This is a genomic window from Flavobacterium ustbae, from assembly GCF_003946915.1.
In the GTDB taxonomy this organism is placed as follows: domain Bacteria; phylum Bacteroidota; class Bacteroidia; order Flavobacteriales; family Flavobacteriaceae; genus Flavobacterium; species Flavobacterium ustbae.
On sequence record NZ_RPOC01000001.1, the window covers coordinates 602,757 to 621,644 of the forward strand.

At 33.4% G+C, this 18,888-nt stretch carries 17 protein-coding genes; 3 read left to right on the forward strand and 14 right to left on the reverse strand.

Going from position 1 to position 18,888, the window contains the following annotated elements; genetic code table 11:
* Window positions 1-30: 30 nt before the first annotated feature.
* The gene (locus EG814_RS02570; protein ID WP_125718592.1) at window positions 31-450 is read right to left on the reverse strand and encodes a CBS domain-containing protein; all 420 of its coding nucleotides are present in this window, start codon (window positions 448-450) and stop codon (window positions 31-33) included.
* Window positions 451-679: 229 nt separating this feature from the next.
* Between EG814_RS02570 and rbfA the strand changes: the two genes are divergently transcribed.
* The 3 genes from rbfA to EG814_RS02585 all read left to right on the forward strand — a co-directional run bounded on the left by rbfA (window position 680) and on the right by EG814_RS02585 (window position 3,869).
* Window positions 680-1,072 (forward strand): 30S ribosome-binding factor RbfA, encoded by a 393-nt coding sequence (rbfA, locus tag EG814_RS02575; RefSeq protein WP_125718594.1) that lies wholly within the window; start codon window positions 680-682, stop codon window positions 1,070-1,072.
* Between the two features lies 1 nt (window position 1,073).
* A complete protein-coding gene (locus tag EG814_RS02580; RefSeq protein ID WP_125718596.1) occupies window positions 1,074-2,273 on the forward strand; it encodes an ABC transporter permease in 1,200 nt (399 codons plus the stop codon).
* A 168-nt stretch (window positions 2,274-2,441) separates the two neighbouring features.
* Window positions 2,442-3,869: an MATE family efflux transporter gene (locus EG814_RS02585; protein ID WP_125718598.1), complete on the forward strand. Its 1,428-nt coding sequence runs from the start codon at window positions 2,442-2,444 to the stop codon at window positions 3,867-3,869.
* Between the two features lie 304 nt (window positions 3,870-4,173).
* Here EG814_RS02585 and dusB read toward each other — a convergent pair whose 3' ends face one another.
* The 13 genes from dusB to EG814_RS02650 all read right to left on the reverse strand — a co-directional run bounded on the left by dusB (window position 4,174) and on the right by EG814_RS02650 (window position 18,819).
* The gene (gene dusB / locus EG814_RS02590) at window positions 4,174-5,166 is read right to left on the reverse strand and encodes a tRNA dihydrouridine synthase DusB (protein ID WP_125719089.1); all 993 of its coding nucleotides are present in this window, start codon (window positions 5,164-5,166) and stop codon (window positions 4,174-4,176) included.
* A gap of 234 nt (window positions 5,167-5,400) precedes the next feature.
* Window positions 5,401-6,687, reverse strand: a complete 1,287-nt coding sequence (locus EG814_RS02595) for a phenylacetate--CoA ligase family protein (RefSeq protein ID WP_125718600.1) — start codon at window positions 6,685-6,687, stop codon at window positions 5,401-5,403.
* A complete protein-coding gene (locus EG814_RS02600; protein WP_125718602.1) occupies window positions 6,684-8,348 on the reverse strand; it encodes a C45 family autoproteolytic acyltransferase/hydolase in 1,665 nt (554 codons plus the stop codon). The genes EG814_RS02595 and EG814_RS02600 overlap by 4 nt, the downstream gene beginning before the upstream one ends.
* 7 nt (window positions 8,349-8,355) lie before the next feature.
* The gene (locus EG814_RS02605; RefSeq protein WP_125718605.1) at window positions 8,356-9,873 is read right to left on the reverse strand and encodes a phytoene desaturase family protein; all 1,518 of its coding nucleotides are present in this window, start codon (window positions 9,871-9,873) and stop codon (window positions 8,356-8,358) included.
* Window positions 9,873-13,553, reverse strand: coding sequence for a 1-acyl-sn-glycerol-3-phosphate acyltransferase (locus EG814_RS02610; RefSeq protein ID WP_125719092.1), 3,681 nt, complete (start codon window positions 13,551-13,553; stop codon window positions 9,873-9,875). Before EG814_RS02610 ends, EG814_RS02605 begins: the two co-directional genes overlap by 1 nt.
* Window positions 13,554-13,651: 98 nt before the next feature.
* On the reverse strand, window positions 13,652-14,824 hold the full coding sequence (locus EG814_RS02615; protein WP_125718607.1) for a DUF2062 domain-containing protein: 1,173 nt from the start codon (window positions 14,822-14,824) through the stop codon (window positions 13,652-13,654).
* An 18-nt stretch (window positions 14,825-14,842) separates the two neighbouring features.
* A complete protein-coding gene (locus EG814_RS02620) occupies window positions 14,843-15,328 on the reverse strand; it encodes a hypothetical protein (protein WP_125718609.1) in 486 nt (161 codons plus the stop codon).
* 2 nt (window positions 15,329-15,330) lie between these two features.
* Window positions 15,331-15,702 (reverse strand): hotdog family protein, encoded by a 372-nt coding sequence (locus EG814_RS02625; RefSeq protein ID WP_125718611.1) that lies wholly within the window; start codon window positions 15,700-15,702, stop codon window positions 15,331-15,333.
* Window positions 15,703-15,708: 6 nt separating this feature from the next.
* Window positions 15,709-16,338, reverse strand: coding sequence for an outer membrane beta-barrel protein (locus EG814_RS02630; RefSeq protein WP_125718612.1), 630 nt, complete (start codon window positions 16,336-16,338; stop codon window positions 15,709-15,711).
* A 5-nt stretch (window positions 16,339-16,343) separates the two neighbouring features.
* Entirely contained in the window at window positions 16,344-16,961 is a 618-nt protein-coding gene (locus EG814_RS02635; protein WP_125718614.1) for an outer membrane beta-barrel protein, read from the reverse strand.
* The gene (locus EG814_RS02640) at window positions 16,961-17,554 is read right to left on the reverse strand and encodes a porin family protein (protein WP_125718616.1); all 594 of its coding nucleotides are present in this window, start codon (window positions 17,552-17,554) and stop codon (window positions 16,961-16,963) included. Before EG814_RS02640 ends, EG814_RS02635 begins: the two co-directional genes overlap by 1 nt.
* Before the next feature lie 37 nt (window positions 17,555-17,591).
* Window positions 17,592-18,227, reverse strand: a complete 636-nt coding sequence (locus EG814_RS02645) for a hypothetical protein (RefSeq protein ID WP_125718618.1) — start codon at window positions 18,225-18,227, stop codon at window positions 17,592-17,594.
* On the reverse strand, window positions 18,193-18,819 hold the full coding sequence (locus tag EG814_RS02650) for an outer membrane lipoprotein carrier protein LolA (protein ID WP_125718620.1): 627 nt from the start codon (window positions 18,817-18,819) through the stop codon (window positions 18,193-18,195). Before EG814_RS02650 ends, EG814_RS02645 begins: the two co-directional genes overlap by 35 nt.
* Window positions 18,820-18,888 lie beyond the last annotated feature (69 nt).

The window sequence follows — 18,888 nt, forward strand, 5'->3', positions numbered from 1 at the left end:
AAGGGAGCTTAATTGCTCCCTTTTTTTATCTTAATAATTTTCTTCTAAGAAATATTTCAGAACATCTGTAGTTGTAACAATTCCTTTCAATTCTCCTTTGTCTACAACTGGAACTGCGTGAAATTCTTCTTTCACAAAAATTTCTGCTAAATCTCTAATAATAAGTTCTGAAGAAACTGTTTTAGGTTTACAAGTCATAACTTGCGGAATAGTAAGCATTTCCAATACAGCTTCGTCTGCACCATCTTGTCCGTCAAATAGTGCTCCAAATGTCAGTCGGTTAATATCGGTTCGGCTAATAATTCCCACAACTTCTTTTCCATTTACAACAGGAAGATGTCGTATAGAATTGGATTTTAATTTATGTACTACATTTTTTAAATCGTCATTTTGATTAATGGTTATGACGCTTTTTGTCATAATGTGGCTAATTGGTTCTCTCTTTTTCATAATTTGATAGTGTTAGATTTACATCAAATTTGAATATTATTTGAAAGTTAAAAGATGATTTTTGTCACGAGAAAATTTAGAAAGAAAACGTATTTTAGATAGTTATTTTTTAAAATGAAAGTATAAAAGAGGTTTTAATTTCAATTTTTAAGCAGTAAAATGTAAATTGACATTGAAAGTTGATTTGAAATTACATTTCATTGAATTTAAAAAGTAGTATTTTTGCAGTATGGAAACAAATAGACAGAAAAAAATAGGGGGAGTTATTCAGAAAGATCTGGTTGACATTTTGCAGGGTGAAGTGAGAAAAAATGGAGTTACAAATCTAGTAATTTCGGTATCCAAAGTAAGTGTGACTTCAGATTTATCTGTAGCTACAGTGTATTTAAGCATTTTTCCGCAAGAAAAAGCAAAAGAAACATTGGAAGGAATAAAATCAAATACAACTTTAATTAAACACGATTTATCTCAAAGAGTACGTTTACAATTACGTCGCGTTCCAAATTTAGTTTTCTTTATTGATGACTCTTTAGATTATATAGAAAAAATCGATAATGCCCTTGCAGGAAAAGAAAACCCAATTGAAAACCGTGATCTTTTAGAAAAAAGAAGAAAATCGTAATTTGAATTTTCCTTTATACATAGCCAAACGATATATTTTTAGCAGCAGTAAAAATAATGCTATCAATATTATCAACCGCATTGCCAGCATGGGAATCATTGTTGGCACAATGGCTTTGTTTGTTGTTTTGTCTGTTTTCAGCGGATTGAAAGTTTTCAGTCTTTCGTTCACAAATGAAATTGACCCAGATTTAAAATTGACTAGTACATACGGAAAATCATTTTTAATCACTCCAGAGCAGCAAGCTCAAATAAAAAAAATAGATGGCGTTGCTTCTTATACCACAATAATAGAAGAACGTGTTTTATTTTTATTTAAAGACAAACAGCAAGTCACGTATTTGAAAGGTGTTGACAGCCTTTATCCGGTTGTTAACGATATCAAGAAAAAACTCTTTAATGGGCAATGGCTCAAACCAGATAGTTTTCAGGTTGTAATTGGCTACGGTTTAGCTCAAAATTTCTCGATGGGAATTCTTGATTTTGAAAATCCTCTGCAGGTTTTTGCACCTAAACCCGGAAAAGGAGCAATCGAAAATCCTGAAGAAGCTTTCAATAAAACAGATGTTCTGCCAGTTGGGATTTATTCTATCAGCGAAGATTTAGATTCAAAATATGTATTTGCAGATTTAGGTTTAGTGCAAGAATTATTAATGTACAAACCCAATCAAATCTCGGGAATTGAATTTAAATTAAAAGAAAATGCAGATGAAGGAGCAATAAAGGCACAGCTTAATTCTATTTTTAAAAATAAAATTACTTTAAAAAACAGAGCACAGCTGAATGAGTCTTTGTATAAAATGCTTAATACCGAAAATATTGCCGTTTACCTGATTTTTACATTAGTGATTATTGTAGCTCTTTTTAATTTGATCGGCGCCTTGATTATGATGATTTTAGAAAAGAAAGGAAATCTAAAAACGCTATTCAATTTAGGAACAGATATCACAGATCTTAGAAAAATATTTTTGCTTCAAGGAACTTTATTAAGCGTCTTCGGTGGCTTAATCGGACTTGTTTTGGGAATCATCCTCGTGATATTACAGCAGAAATTTGAGCTTATAATGATTACGCCAACTTTGGCTTATCCCGTTGTTTTTACAGTAGAAAATGTTTTAATTGTAATGACAACTATTATTTCTTTAGGTTTTGTTGCGTCGCTAATTGCCAGCAGCCGAGTAAGCAAAAAACTGCTTGATTAATATTTCTTAATAAATATTAATTATATTTACTGCATTAAAAACTACAGCATATGATTGTTTCTGCCTAATCCTATTTTATTTTTTTAGAATAATTAGGATACTTACGTTTACTTTTTTAGTTCAGATAAAAAACATCTGGATCAATTTTTTCATTTATCCTAAAATATCATGACAGAAACAACTATAAAGAAAAGCTTCTTTTCTAAATTTTTTACTACTTTAAAACAAGCTCTAAAAGGCGACGAATCTTTTGATTATACTTCGGGAAGTATAAAGAAAGCTGTAATTCTATTGGCCATTCCGATGGTTTTAGAAATGATGATGGAATCGGTTTTTGCTCTAGTCGATTTATACTTTGTTGGACATTTGGAGCATAGTAGTTTTGCTATTCAAACCGTTGGATTGACCGAATCGGTGTTGACTGTAATTTATTCTCTCGCAATCGGAATGAGTATGGCGGCAACGGCAGTCGTGGCAAGACGTATTGGAGAGAAAGATCCAATCGCAGCTGCAAAAGCCGGAATGCAGGCTATTATTATAGCTTTTGCTGTTAATAGTGTTTTAAGCATTTTCGGAATTATCTATGCAAAAGATATTTTGATTTTAATGGGTTCGTCAATAGGATCAGCTGAACACGGTTACCGATTTACTCAAATTATGATCGGATCGAGTTTATGTATTATGCTTTTGTTCCTTATAAATGGAATTTTCCGTGGAGCTGGAAACGCAGCAATCGCGATGAAAAGCCTTTGGATTGCTAACATCTGCAATATCATTTTATGTCCAATCTTGATTAATGGTTTTGGACCAATTCCAGCTTTCGGATTAGTTGGAGCCGCTTTGGCAACCACTTTCGGAAGAAGCATTGGTGTTTTGTACCAAGTTTATCATTTGTTTTTTGGAAACGGAATTTTAAAAATAAAAATTCCATATTTTGCTCCAGACTTTTCGCAAATAAAAGCTTTGGTCAAAATAGCTGCGCCCGGAATTTTACAATTTGTAATTGCATCTTGCAGCTGGATTTTCTTAGCACAATTAGTAGCAACAACAGGTGGAGATCACGGCTCAGCAGGTTATCAGACGGCGTTGCGAATTATGATGTTTTTCATTCTTCCAGCTTGGGGATTGAGCAATGCGGCAGCGACTTTGGTTGGACAGAATTTAGGAGCGAAACAAATCGATCGTGCCGAAAAATCGGTTTATACTACTGCGAGATACAATGTCATTTTCATGGCATCCATTATGGTTATTACTTTGGCTTTTGGACAATATATTATTTCGTTTTTCACGAATGACAATCAGGTAAAAACCGTTGCAATTGAGGCTCTGCAAATTATGAGCATTGGTTTTATTTTCTACGGAATAGGAATGGTGCTGATAAACACTTTCAACGGAGCAGGAGATACTTGGACACCAACCGGAATTAATTTCTTTGGTTTCTGGTTATTCCAGATTCCGCTAGCTTTTGTTTTGGCAAAACATTTTAATATGGGACCAACGGGAGTTTTTATTGCTATTCCGGTTGCTGAAACGGCTATTACTTTAGCTGGGATTTTCTTTTATAAAAGAGGAAAGTGGAAGAGGGTTCAGGTTTAATAAAAGAAACAGAATATTTGTTATCAACCAATGCTAATAGAAAAAGACTTCTAGAATCTATTAAACAAATGGATAATTTGTAAATACTTATGAAAAACAAAGACCTTCAAATTTTGAAGGTCTTTCTTATATTCGCATATTTCAACGTTAGTTTGCGCTTTTTTGTCATTTCGACGAAGGAGAAATCTTCGTGAGAAGCTCCACAAAGATAAGACTTTCGTTATCGAGCTACTTGCGGAGATTTCTCCTTCGTCGAAATGACAAACTAAACGAAAACACTTTGATTGTAAATTAAATATGTTTTTTAAACAAACTCATACCCCGCATAAACCTGTTCAATTTCTTTCATGATTGCAAATAAATCTTCAGGAGCGTCAGTAGTAACTAGTTTTTGTTTGAATTCTTTAAACGAATGAATTCCTTTGAAATAATTGGTGTAATGACGACGCATTTCTACAATTCCTAAACGTTCGCCTTTCCAATCCATTGACCATTGCAAATGATTTCTAGCAGCTTCAACACGATCAATAACCGTTGGAGCAGGTAAGTGCTCTCCTGTTTTAAAGAAATGTTTGATTTCATTGAAAATCCACGGATAACCAATCGCGGCACGACCAATCATGATTCCGTCAATTCCGTATTCGTTTTTATATTTTAATGCTTTTTCTGGACTGTCGATATCGCCGTTTCCGAAAATTGGCATTGTAATTCTTGGATTGTTTTTTACACGCGCAATATGCGACCAGTCAGAATGACCTTTGTACATTTGCGCACGGGTTCTGGCGTGAATAGTTAAAGCTTGAACACCAATATCTTGAAGCCTTTCAGCCACTTCATCAATGTTAATTGAGTTATCATCCCAACCTAAGCGTGTTTTTACCGTAACAGGTAAATCAGTTCCTTTGATAACTGCTTTTGTCAAACGAACCATTAAATCAACATCTTTTAAAACTCCCGCACCAGCACCTCTGCAGACTACTTTTTTTACTGGACATCCAAAATTGATGTCTACTAAATCGGGTTTTACAGTAGAAACAATTTTAGACGACATCTCCATTGCTTCTTCATCACCACCAAAAATCTGAATTCCGACAGGACGTTCGTAATCAAAAATATCCAGCTTCATGCGGCTTTTTATTGCATCACGAATCAATCCTTCAGAAGAAATAAACTCAGAGTACATCATGTCGGCGCCGTGCGTTTTGCATAATCTGCGAAACGGCGGATCACTCACATCTTCCATCGGAGCAAGTAATAAAGGAAATTCGGGTAGTTCTATATTGCCAATCTTAACCATCATCTATATTTTTTGCAAAATTACAACATTTAGTTCAATTGACAGCAAAACATTCAAAGTCAGGGTAAATTGCTAAAAATAAACCATATAAGTTATATAAGTTCATTTAAATAGCAATGCTGTTTTTGAGTACATATAAGTCTAAAAAGGTGTTTAACAAATTTAAAGGTGCCACATTTTTAAGCTCAAAGTTTTTAAAATGAACTTATATCACTTATATGGTTTAAAAATAGTCTAGCGGTAATCAAAAAAGCGAATTGGTTTCCTACTCATTGGGTTAAAAACGATAGGATTTAGAATTTCTTTTGGAACAAATTCTATTTTTGGCGTTACCCTCAATTTGGCTCTAAAGTGATCTTTTATTTCCTGAAGAAATTCTGGGGATTGATTTTTTACCGCAATTTTGATCAGGATTTCGTCGGTACCTAAATCGTTGGTTGAGATTTCAATTAAGTGATTTTCGATATTGTCGAAACTACTCAAAACGTCGTTCATCGCTGGCGGATACAATGTTGTTCCTTTATATTTAATCATTTGTTTTTTACGTCCCACAACCGGGCCAACACGCAACGTATTTCGTCCACATTCACAAGGCTGGTCATGAAACTGGACAATATCTCCAGTTTTAAAACGCAATAAAGGCATTGCTTCAATTCCTAAAGTAGTAAAAGCCAGTTCGCCCGTTTCGCCGTTTTGAACAGGCATATTATTTTCGTCCAAAACTTCTACAATAATTAATTCTGGATGATGATGTCCGCCTTTTCCATGTTCACATTCGGTAAAAGCCGTACTCATTTCAGTCGAAGCGTAAGTCGAAAACAGCTTAATATTCCATTTATCAGTGATTTTTTTCGATAGAATATTCATCGAAAAATCTTGTTCTCGTAAAGATTCTCCAATACAAATTGCGCCTTTTATGCTCGAATTGTTATAATCGATTCCGTGAATTTCGGCGTATTCAATTAATTTTAAAAGGAAAGAAGGAACCGTAATTAAATAACTCGGATTGTATTTTAAAATAGAATCCCATTGCATTTCTGGAATTCCCGCACCCACTCTTATAACGCCGACTTTCAGTTTTCGCAAGCCTAGAAAATAAGCTAAACCAGCCATAAATTTTCGATCGATTGTGGTCATTAATTGCACCACATCGCCTTCTGCAATTCCGGCACAGGCAAACGAAATAGCTTCATTATATGCCAAACGATCCAAATCAGAATCGGTTAAACCAAAAGTTACAGGATCTCCTAAAGTTCCCGAAGTCGAAGCGTAATCGATAATTTTATGCTGTGGAACACATAAAAAATCATCATTATATTGCTGTAAATCTTCTTTGGTTGTAACCGGAAGATGCTGTAAATCTTCGAGTGTTTTTATTTTTGAAATATCGATATTTTGTCCGGCAAAAAGTCTTTTGTAAAAAGGAGAATTCTCACTGATGTAAGCTAAAAGTTCGGCTAGTTTTTTTTCTTGAAAAATTTTAATTTCTTCTAAAGAATCTTTTTCTATTGCTGGAATCATTTTAATTTTCTTTTGATTTTTTTTAAATATTTTTCAATTGCTTCTTTTTGAGGAACTGTAGTGATTTCATGACTTAAAGCCTTTTCAAAATTTAGTTTTGCCTGAAGAAATTCCTTTTTTTGGTAAAAGTACAATCCTGTCTTATAATATACAACCCAATAATCGGGGTTTAGTGCTTGATAGTTCTGAAGAAATTCTGGAGAAACAGTTTCTTTCTTTTCTAGAATGGAATCTAATTTATGATCTTCAATTTTAAATTTTTTAAAATTCTGAAAAGCAACTGTTTCCAAGAAAGGATCTCTGGCAATATTCAAATTTTCTTCTTGAAAGGACTTTGTTTCATTTTGGTTTTCATTAAAAATCGAATTTAAATCATAACAAACAAATTCGCCCAACTGAAATGGATTTGCCGAAACCCATACTAATTTTTCTTTTGGTTTAAAGATAATTCCGTGATGTGCCAAAAGCTGATTTAGTGCTTTTTCGTTGCCAAAACCCAAAATTTCATTTTTTAAGCCATCTTTATTTCGAAGAATTTCCGAAGCAATTTCAGGATTTACTTTTGGATTTTCAGATAGCAATTCCTGCATTCTTTCATAACGATATTCCGAATGGCTGTTGGCAATTTGTTTTTGATTTCTTTTATCATCTTTGAAAGCTTCGCCTTGAAAATGGTTCGAACAAATTAGTTGATCACTATTTGGAACATCATATACATCCATTTTATTGGGAGAAACTTCAATTAAAATCGCTTTGTTATCGCTGGAACTTCCAACCATAATCGATTCAGAAACAAATACTTTTCTCTTTTTTGCAATAGCAATTGCTTCATCTAGATTTTTGGCGTGCTGTAAAATTTCCCGAGTCAGAATCGAAATCGGTGTTTTCGCGCTAAGCGGAATTTTAGATTTTGAAGCATTTATAGTAACCGTTAAACCTTCGAGATTCATACCAGAAACGGCACCAATCATTCCAGGCCAAGTCACCATCATAAACGGAAATCCTTCTTTTGGTTTTATAAAAGCGGCTATTTTATTTTCTGCGAAAGCATCATTCACATAAAAATCAAAATTACGCGCCAAGATTAAATTTCCGTCTTCTGATTTTTCGTTCCAAGCAGCAAAAGAAGAACAGCCAACCAAAGCTAAATCTTGCAATGCGTGTCCAATGTCGTGTGCAGCATGCAAATACAAACTGCGTTGATATTGAGGTGCTATATGATCAAATTCGTTCGAAGTATATTGAGAAACGCCGTAAATTTCGGTTTGGTATTCGTTAGGAACATTCAGATACAATTTACGATTGAACCATTTTAGAAATTGACGAAGTAATTTTTGTTGGAATTTTGACGGAACAAAATCGGTTATTTTAGAGAAAAAAATACGCTGCTGCTTTTGCAAAAGCGAATCGGTTAAAGCACCAGTTGTTAAACCAATTTCGAGAGGATCGCCTTCGGTATATAATTCCCAAAGGCCTTGTTTATTTTTTAAAAGCGAATTTTTTCCAGAGACAAAAATACTGTCTGAAACTTTTGTAACAACAGGTTTTGTGTTGTTAAAAGCCGTTAAATCTGGTTTATGATGTTTTGATTTTGATGTGCCACAGGAAGTCATCAAGCTAAAAAAACCGATAAGGAAAAGATAAATAATTCGGTTTTTCATAATAAAACTATTCAGAAGCTTTTTTGATTTTTTCCAGCAGATATTCTTTTCCTACAATTTCTGAGCAAGTTATGACCGCTCCAACTGTAACGCCTAAGACACCGTGCATGTTAATACTTTGGCCTGTAAGATAAAGATTTTCTAGCTTAGTTTTGGTCGGAATCAAAGTTTTCATCGGATTATTAGAATCTTTAACATATCCGTACATATTGCCGCCGTCTCCGCCAATATAATCGCGGTACGAAAGTGGAGTAGAAGTATGCACCGATTGGATGCAATCTTGTATGCCAGGAAATTTTTTCTCGATTTCGTTTAAAAACTTTGCCGCTTTTTTGGCTTTGAATTCGTCGTAACTTTCGCCTCTTTCATTTTCTTCAAAAGTCGTGTTAAACGTATTTTCCCAAGCTTTAACGTCATCGTATTTCATGTAGGTCAAAAACGTCATTCCGTCTGCCCATTCTTCGTCATTTTTAGACGGATTCATAGAAGCCATAAAAGTTTTCGGCCAAGAGTTTTCGTCGTATTCATGCGCGGTCCAAACATCATTGGCACTTTTAAAATGGTAATAATTATGATTGATGTATTTGAAAGTTTTGGGTTTAAAAACGATATACAGACTGAAAGCAGAAAGTACGCTTTCTAGATTTTGGATTCTATTGAAAAACGGCTTTCTAAAGTTTTCCTGTCCCGCCATTTTCAAAGTCGTTTTGGGTTCGATATTCGATATAAAAATGTTACCCGAAACCTCCGTTCCTTCTTTCATTTTAACCGAATTCACTTTTTGATTTTCGACTTCAAATTGCGTTACTTCTTTATGCTTAAAGAATTCGCCACCATATTTTTTTAGCTGTTTCAGAAGCTGTTTCGTAATCTGACTTCCACCGTTTATACATCGCCACGAACTTTCGATATACGAATTTACGACAAGCGCATGAACATAAAAAGGCGATTTTTCGGCTATGCCCGCATAAAGAAAATTGGACCCAGCCAAAACAGCTTTTAATTTCTCATTTTGAGTGAAAGAATCGATGGTTTCTTTCGCGTTAAGCGTTAAAATTTCATCGTCATATTTTCCTTGAGATTCTAAATTGTAAAGCGGAAAAGTTTTGCAGACTTCTTTTATTTTCTGGCAATACTTTTCCAGATTTTCTTTTTCTTCAGGAAAAGAAACAGTCAGTTGTTTGATGAAATTTTCAAAACCCTGAGCATGCGGATATTCGGTTTTGTCGTCTTCGAAGGAAATCATATCAAAACCATTTTCATCTAATTTTTTCAGATTCAAATGATCCATTATGCCAATATATTTGAAATATTGATGAAGATTTTGGCCTTTGCCTAAACCTCCGATATAATGAATTCCAGTATCAAAAATGGTTTTATCTCTTACAAAAGTCTGCAGATTTCCGCCATACTGATTGTTTTTTTCGAGTACACAAACGCTGTAGCCTTCTTTTGCCAGAATTACTGCAGAAACCAATCCGCCCAAACCGCTGCCAATTATGACTACATCGTACTGTTTTTTCATTATTTTTTCTTTAAAATGATTAAAGCATTTTCTTCAACAACAGTTTCAAAACCTAAATTTTCAAACTGATTTTTCAAATTCGAACAATGAATCAAAATGACGGAAGAAACATTCGGGATCACTTTTTCAAATTCGGCTGTATAATTTTCGTCAGTAATTAAAAGAATATCATAATGATTTTCGAGAGCCGGTTCTAATTTTTCGTGATAGGTTATTTTTCTCTTTTTAACTAAATAATTGGTTTTGGCAACAAGCAGTTTTTCTTCATCATTTATAAAAGAAACTATTTTACGCTGTGGTTCCTGCAAAGCAAGCAGAACATCCAATTGCCCGTAATCGTTTCCTAAATGAAGAATTTTTGCTTTTGGCTGAATGTGTTTATTTAAATTATAATAGGTTTCAAGATTTTGCTTTACATCTTTTTTGACACTATTTCCAATTTCGATTTCCTTGTAATCGTAACTGTTAATAAGCATGGTTTTGAAATAATCTGGACCTTCCAATTCTTGACGAATTTTTCTATATTCTCCTTTAAAGAAAGTGCTGATCTGTTTGGTTCTTTCGGTGTAATTTGTTCCAAAAGAAAGATTTTCAGGAGTGATTCTTTGTAAAATCGTAACGGTAAGTTTTCCGTGATGAATGACAAAATCACCTTTCGGAATCAATTCTGAAGCGCCGTGAATAACTACAGGAACAATGTCGATTTTAAATTCTTCGGCAAGGAAAAAAGCGCCTTTGTGGAATCGTTTTACAACATTATTTTCAGATCGCGTTCCTTCTGGAAAAACCATTAAAGAATAGCCTTGATTTATTTTTTTGCGTAAATGTTCTACACCGCCTTCGAGACCTTCAGAAACGGGATAAAAACCTGCTTTTCTTACTACACCACCAAAAATAGGTGAGTTGTAAACCCAATCGCTTACCAAAAAAATAATTTTCGGACTCAGCATTCCGATAGCTAAAATGTCTAGGAATGAGGAATGATTGGCAATTATAACGGCTGGTTTTTCGAAATTTTCATTGAAATGATTAACGACTTTTTTGCGAATAAACGGATTGGAATACAATACTGATTTCATAAATTTTGAAATCACATATCGGAAAGCTTTCATTTTTGCTTTTTTACTAAAAGGTAAAATCGGCATAATGGTAAAACTGAAAATTGACATGACAATGCCGCCCATACCATAATACGCAAATGAAATGACACCGTGAATAAAAGTTCGCAATTGAAAAGGCGGATTTCCTTTTTTCGGTCGATTCGATAAAAAGACTTTAAACAGAATCGGATAGAAAATAAAGGTAATAATGAGCGCCGCAAAAACCCCGATTAACGAAACCAATGAAATAGAAGTCAGCGCAGGATGTTTGGCAAAAATCATGGCACCGATTCCTAAAATTGTCGTGATTACGGCCAGAATAATTGAGGTTCTGTAAATCGCAATTTCGTTTACTCCGTTACTGTATTCTTTTTGCAGCGCGCTGGTCATGAAAATGCTAAAATCGACACCGTGACCAAAAATCAGCGTGCAGACAATCATACTGAAAATATTCATCTGAATGCCAAAAAGTCCCATAATTCCCGCAGTTACAATTCCCGTTAAAGCAATCGGAATTAGGCTGACAATAACCAATTCGATTCTTCGGAAAAAGAAAAACAGAATTAAAATTACAGCAACAAAAGAATAATTGACCAGCGTATTGAAATCGGTTTTTAAAGTGCTAAAAAACGTTTCGTTCATTTGCTGGCGGTCAATAGCAATGATGTTTTCTTTTGCCGAAGCCGATTTTACAAAAGCATCACGTTGTTCTGGCGCTACTTTTACTAAAGTCGAAATGGTGTAAAAACCATTTTTTTCGGTTATAAATTCTTGTAGCTGAAGTGCTTTTATTTGCAGATAATCTTTAGCAGAAATTGGTTTGAAATCAGAATCTAAATGATCAAAAAACAAATTGTAAGTTGTTGGCTTAAAGCCTAGTTTAGAACCTTCGGCAATTAATTCTGATTGTACGAATTGTTTTTTTTGTGCAGTCCAGAAAGAATTCCATTTTTCGATTTTCTGAAGCTGTTCTTTTTGCGAAAGCACAATTCCTCCAACAGAACTGAAATTTAAAATTTTATGTTGTTCTTTTTCTTGATTTAAATTTTCGAAAAGGCGGCTATTATGCTGCAAAGCTTCTTCCATCGTTTTTCCGTAAGAAGCTACATAAATAGTTTTGGAAGTTAGACTCGTACTTTCTTCCAGTTGTTTTTCGGCCGCTTTTATTTCTTTTGGAATAAAATTTAGCTGTGATAAATCGTTATTAAAACCAACATCATTATAAGTAAAACAGCAAATGATGGTAATAATGAAGCAAAAACCGATTAAGAATTTATTGTTGTGAAAAGAGAAATGTGCCATTTTATCGATCACATTTTTCTTGTGCTCTGCCGGATTTTCTTTTGGTTTATATAAATGCGGAATAATCAAAAGCGAGAAAATTGCCGAAGCCATTACGATTACGGCGGCAAAAATTCCGAGGTCATTAAGCGCATCCGATTTTACAAAAAGCAGACATAAAAAGGCAACGGCAGTAGTAGAACTGCTCATAATTACGGGCATCGTAATGTCTTTGTACAAAGTTTTTACATCGCTGTTGTGTTTGTAGTGTGTGAGAATATGAATCGAATAATCGATCGTGATTCCGAGAAGAATAGAACCAATTCCTAATGAAATTGCCGAAATCTGTTCTCTCACAAAATATAAAAATGCAACCGCAAACAATCCTCCAAAAACCGTTGGGAGAAAAATAATTAGCGGAATTAAAACTTTTCGATAAAATAAAATCAAGATCAGCATTAAGGTAAACATCGCGATTGATGTCGTCAAAATAATGTCGCTCTTAATCTGGTTGGCATTTGCAACAGCAATTAAGGCCGAGCCAAAATAACTGATCGAGGTTTTTCCTTTAAATTGCTGATTTAGATTTTCTTGAATAGATTTTAGCTTTTCGGCAAAAAGGGTATTTTTTTCCGTTTCGCTTGATGGAATATTCGAAGTAATAAAAAGCAACAATTTCTTTTTATCTTTCGTCATTACAAAACCATTTTCGAGTGTGAAATCTTCACCAATATTTAATTGCTGTAATTTTTTTAAAGCAATAAACGAAATCCCAAACGGATCTTGAAGAATAAAATCTTTGGTAACAAATCCGGAAGGAGAAATTATCGATTTGTAATTTCCTTGAACGGTTGTTGCAATACTGTCTTTTTGGAGTCTCTTTTCGATTGAAGCATAATCTTTATCATCTAGAAAAAGAGGGAGATTATTGTAAACAAAATCGATAGTTTCCTGAATATTTTCTTCGTCAATTTTTCCTTGAATTCCTGTGATATATGGTTTGCAAGATTTAGAAACACTGTCTGAAAATACGGTTGCCATTTCTTTCAAATCTTCAGCAGAACCATTTTTATCCAAACTAAAAATTACGGTGGTTTTATCGGCAAAGTTTAATTGTTTGAGCACTTTGGCCGTAACGTCGGTTTTGTCGTTTGTTGGGATAAGTTTGGTAATGTCTTCTTCAAATTTCAATCTGGAAGCAAAAAAGCCAAAAACCAAAAGCATCAAAATAGCCAGCAGTACCGAAAGAGATTTTCTTCGATTTACAAACAAATGAATGGCGTAGAAATATTGATGCATATTTAAAATTTTGTTAGCCACGAATTCACGAATTATTTTAAATTAAATTTTATTAATTCGTGAATTCGTGGCAGATTTAAATCTGTGGCAAAACTATTTTATTTTTTGGAACTGAAAGCCGTTAAAAGCAAATAACTTACTAAACCAACTGTCAGTGCCGAAACGGATGCTAAAATAAGACTTCCGACTATATATTGCGTTGCATTTTTTTGAATATCATCGAGTGTAATGGAACTATCTAAAACTAGTGGTGTGCTGCTGGTTACAAAAATACTTCCTACTTGAAGCGAAGCATAAATAATAAACGGAATAAAAGGCGGAAAACTTACGTTTGAGGTCAGATATGCAATGACTTTGTTGAGTCTGAACAAGGCCGCAAAGGTAAAAAGCAACACGGTTTGAAATCCCCAAAAAGGCGAAAGTCCGATAAAAATACCTAAAGCGATTGCGGCAGATTTTTTAAAGTTAGAATCTTTACTTTCTAAAATATCTTCTAGAAAGAATTTTTTAAACCCTTTTTTTTTTGCTCTTCTAAAAAAATCGCGAGGTTTTATGTATAGCAAAGCATTGATTACCAAAACAGTATTTAAAATACTGATTCGGGTAAAATCCTGAAACGGTCTAAAATGCGAAACTCTTTCAGTAGGATCGTACAAAACTTGAATAGGAATATTTTTTACTGTAACTCCTTTCCAGGCAGCGCGTACAATAACTTCGATTTCAAATTCAAATTTATTGGTGTAAAAACGTTTTGGAAGCAATCGAAGCGGATATAATCTAAATCCAGATTGGGTGTCGTCCAGCTTTATTCCGGTTTCAAACTTGAACCAAAAATTAGAAAATTTGTTTCCAAAACTGCTTTTCTTCGGCACACTTTCCTGAGTCATATTACGGCTTCCAATCAAAAGCGAATTGGGTTCGTTGTAGATTTCTTCTAGAAAAACAGGAATATCCGACGCAAAATGCTGTCCGTCAGAATCTATGGTAATAGCGTATTCAAAGTTTTTTTCAATCGCTTTTCTAAAACCATTGCGCAACGCTCTTCCTTTTCCAATATTTTTAGGATGATGAATTTGGGTAAGTTGCGAATATTGCTTTAAGATCTCAGCAGTTTCATCTGTAGAACCGTCGTTAACAATAATAATATTAGAAGTAAAATCTAATATAGAATCCAACACTCTTTTCAATGTTTTCTGGTTATTGTAAGTTGGTACAATTACGCAGAACGAAATGGAATGCAGCAGTTCTTGCCTTGATAAAATTGGTTTCATTTGGAATTTTTCGTCAGCTTACTTAACAAACTGTTTCTCTTTTTCAGAGAAGCTTTTGGATTGTAAAACAAATTCTTTTAGATAATCTTTCAATGCACCACTTTGCGCTTTATAGTAAGTAGTGATGAATTTTTTATCTTCTTTAATATTTTTTTTATAACCCGTAATTCCAGGAACATCTTCTTGAATACTCAATCTGATCATTCTCATTTCGATATTACTCGGATCGCTTTTAATAGTGGCTTCAAGCAGTTTTGCTCCTTCCTTAAAACGTTCAATTTTTTCGCCTAATTTTTTTTCAAACTTAGAATCAACTAAAATTGATGCGGCCTTGTAAGCCACTAAAATTTTATCTTCATTGTTGCCAATTCCAGATAGTTTTTCGGTAAATTCTTTTGCGTTTGATTCTGATTTTGCCACATCAGGATACATTTTTCGAATCGCTGCCAAATCTGGAGTATTAGCAAAACCGATCCAAAGAAGTAATGATACTAGTAATTTCATAATTATAATTTTTTATACACGTTGCTTAATTTCAAAGCAGTGGTTTCGTTAAAATATGTGGTGTTTTTCACCTTTACCAAATCATCTTCTGTGTTTGTAATGTCAAGTTCTAAAAGAAGCTCCGGATTAACCTCAGGATTGATCAATGCCATGAATTTTACATTTGTCAAAGACTGAATCACCAACGGACTTTTGATAATAGATTCCGTTAGTTCTTTAATAATCTGAATCATGCAAACGCCTGGCATAATAGGATTTCCAGGAAAATGACCTTTAAAAACCTCATGATTGGCATTAACTAATATACGAATATTATATTTAGCATCTCCTGTTTTCTCTTCAGAAAGCACTTTGTAAAAGTCTTTTAAAACCATAATTTTTTATTTTCCAAATGTATATGCGGCACCTAATTGAAATACTAAATTATTTGTACTATCGCTATACACATAGCGATTAATGTAGGCATCAGTTACTCCTTTTTTCACTCTTGCTTCAATAGCAATATTATTGAAACTATAACCCAAACCAGCAACAATACCTAAATCAATATCTTCTCCTTTTGAAAAATTTCCCTCCAAACCTTTAGGATTTGTTTTAAAGTCATCAGAAACTAGTATATCAAAAAATGGCCCGACCAAGGCGTATATATTTTTATTAAAATTAAATTTATTAATTGTTATTGCAGAAATATATTGTAAAGAAGCATCTACAGTTCCAGTATTATAGACTGTAGTATATGAGTTTGTTTCTGGATTATATATGCTTGTAGTTCCCATATTTGCTGTACCTTTTCCACCTTGTCTTGAATAGGTTAATTCTGGTTGTAACGTATAAACTCTTCCAAGTTTTAAAGCTCCAAAAGCTCCAATGTAAAAATCTGCTTTACTGTTTAAATCTGTGTTTGTTAATTTAGAAATATTTACTCCGGCATGAATTCCCGGTTTAAAAGTCACTTGCGCTTGAGCCGAAAAAATTCCAAATAAGAAAATAAAGAGTATAATTTTTTTCATGTATATTATTTTGTTTTAAAGGTGTAGCTTATTCCAATTTGGAAATTAATATTTGTATTGTAATCACCAAAAAGATAGTGATCATTTGAATTGTTGTGGTAATAATCGCTGTCGAGAATATCCAAAAGACCTTTTTTGAAGCGAACATCAAAAGCAAGACCGGAAGGCATGCGATAGCCCAAACCTACATTAAAAGCAAGATCATTATAATTTTTTCTGCGAACCAAATTGTCATTCAGACGAACATCTAAAGCTGGTCCAAACAAAACCTGAAAACTTTGCGCAAACGTAAATTTATTTATCAAAGAAAAAGACAAATAATCGAGTTTTAAATCCTGATGCACCACATTTTCTGTTTCTGTAGCAGGATCATAATAATTTCTTGCGACATTATTTGATCCTTGTCTTACATACGTTATTTCAGGCTGAAGCGCATATCTCTTGGTTAAATTGATCTCTCCGAAACCTCCAAAATAAAATTCGGGTCTGTAATTGGCATGCATTTCTGAAATGGTTGATAAAGACAAACCACCTCTTAATCCCGGATTAAATTGTACCTGAGCCTGAAGATTGGTAAGAGCAAAAAAAGTAAAGAGAATAAAAACTATTTTTTTCCTGTACATTATTTCATTTTAAAAGTATAACTGATACCAATTTGAAAAACCTGATTTAAGATTACGTCATTATAATAATAGTCATCATTATAATAATTATCATACCCATAAATATCAACCAATCCTTGTTTAATTCTGGCTTCAAAAGTCAGTCCGTTTGGCAATGTATAGCCAACACCTCCAACTATCGCTAAGTCAAAACCTTCAGGATTAGAATTAATATAATTATCGCCAACTTTTACATCTAAAGAAGGTCCTGCTAAAACATGAAATCCTTTACCTTGAAAGTTAAATTTAGCCACAGCGCCAAGCGTTAAATAATTTAATTCGTAATTGATACGGCGAGAACTGCCATTATCAAAATATTCTCTTCCCTCATCTCCCTGTCTCGAATAGGTTACCTCTGGCTGTAAGGAGAAAAATTTGTTGAATCTAATATTTACTAATCCACCAACATAAAAATCGGTTTTAGAGCTGTTATCATCAATATTTGTTAATGTCGATACGTTTAAACCACCTCGAAGTCCAGGACTAACTCTTACCTGAGCTTGTGAAGTGATTCCAGCTAATAATACAAAGGCAATTAAGACTATTTTTTTCATTTTTGGTTTGATTTAATTTTATGGTTAGTTTAATTTTCTATTCTGATTTAAAATAATTTAGCTCGATTTTCAGCTTTATATTCTGATGAATTATTTCGATTTTCTCAGCAAAAATATTGTTTTCTGAATTGAAAAACAGCGTAAATTTTTCTTTTGTTTTAGACGAATGAACAATCTTTTCTAGTTTTTGATCTTTTTTGGAAATAAAAATATAATTGTCGCGTTTTCCATCTGCCGATTTATAAATGTCTGTCGATTCATTTTCAAATTGTTCTTGAATTTGATATTCCTTTTTTAAAAGCAATCTGAAATCTTCTTTTAAAGTATTAATCAATATTTTACGATCCAATTCTGAAACAATCGAATTGATTTTAAAATCGTTTTCCGAGATTTCAAAATCCATTAATTTATTTCCGAATTCGGTTGTAAAAACAACTCGATGTGTGGTGTCGCTTATTTTTTTTGCAATAAAAATTCCAGACAATTTATTTCCGTAAACCGTTATGTTAGTTTTATAAACGTAATCGGTTTTTGAATCTGAAAAATAAGGAACCGCATAAGACGTTTTGTCTAATTTTTTGGGCGTATAATTTTTTGTGACCGAGCCACAAGAAATTACAAAAAGTGCTAAAAAGCAATTAATTAGTAAAAACTGAATCGTCGATTTTTGCATTGATCACTTTATTTTTAAGTACAATTCGGGTATAATCTTCAGAAGATTCCAAAAGTTTTACCTGCACAACAGTTGCTTCTTCTTTATCAAAAGTCAGCTCAATTTGTTTGATGTATTTTTTCAAAGTCGCATCTTTCGGAATAAATTTCGCCAGATTCTGACCTTTTAATTTGAAATATGAAATAGTAAATTCTTTGTCGTCAAACATATTTCCGCTCACGCTTCCCACAATTAATTTATTGATTCTCGCAAATATCTTACTGTTTCCAATATCTACAGCGCTTTTCTTTCCTTCGTCGTTAATCAGGATTTTTCCGTTTTTGAAAGTAATACTGTAATTGTATGGTTTTTTATATTGCCATTGCAAAAGTGCAGGTTCTTTAAAAATCATTTTTCCTGAAGTTTCAATGTCTTTTGACAAAAAATCCAAATGTTTGTATTGTACAAAATCGGTACTTAAAGTTTTGATTTTTTTTGCCACCACATTTACATCTTCTTTAAACTGAGCAATTTCTGCAGCAGACATTTTTTGTTCCTGAGCAAATAAACTGCTGGAAATAAAAAGAAGGAGTAGTGCTATTTTAGTTTTCATGTTTTTTAGAATTATGCTTTAAAATGTTTTTGCCACAGATTAAAAGGATTTACACAGATTATTTTATTC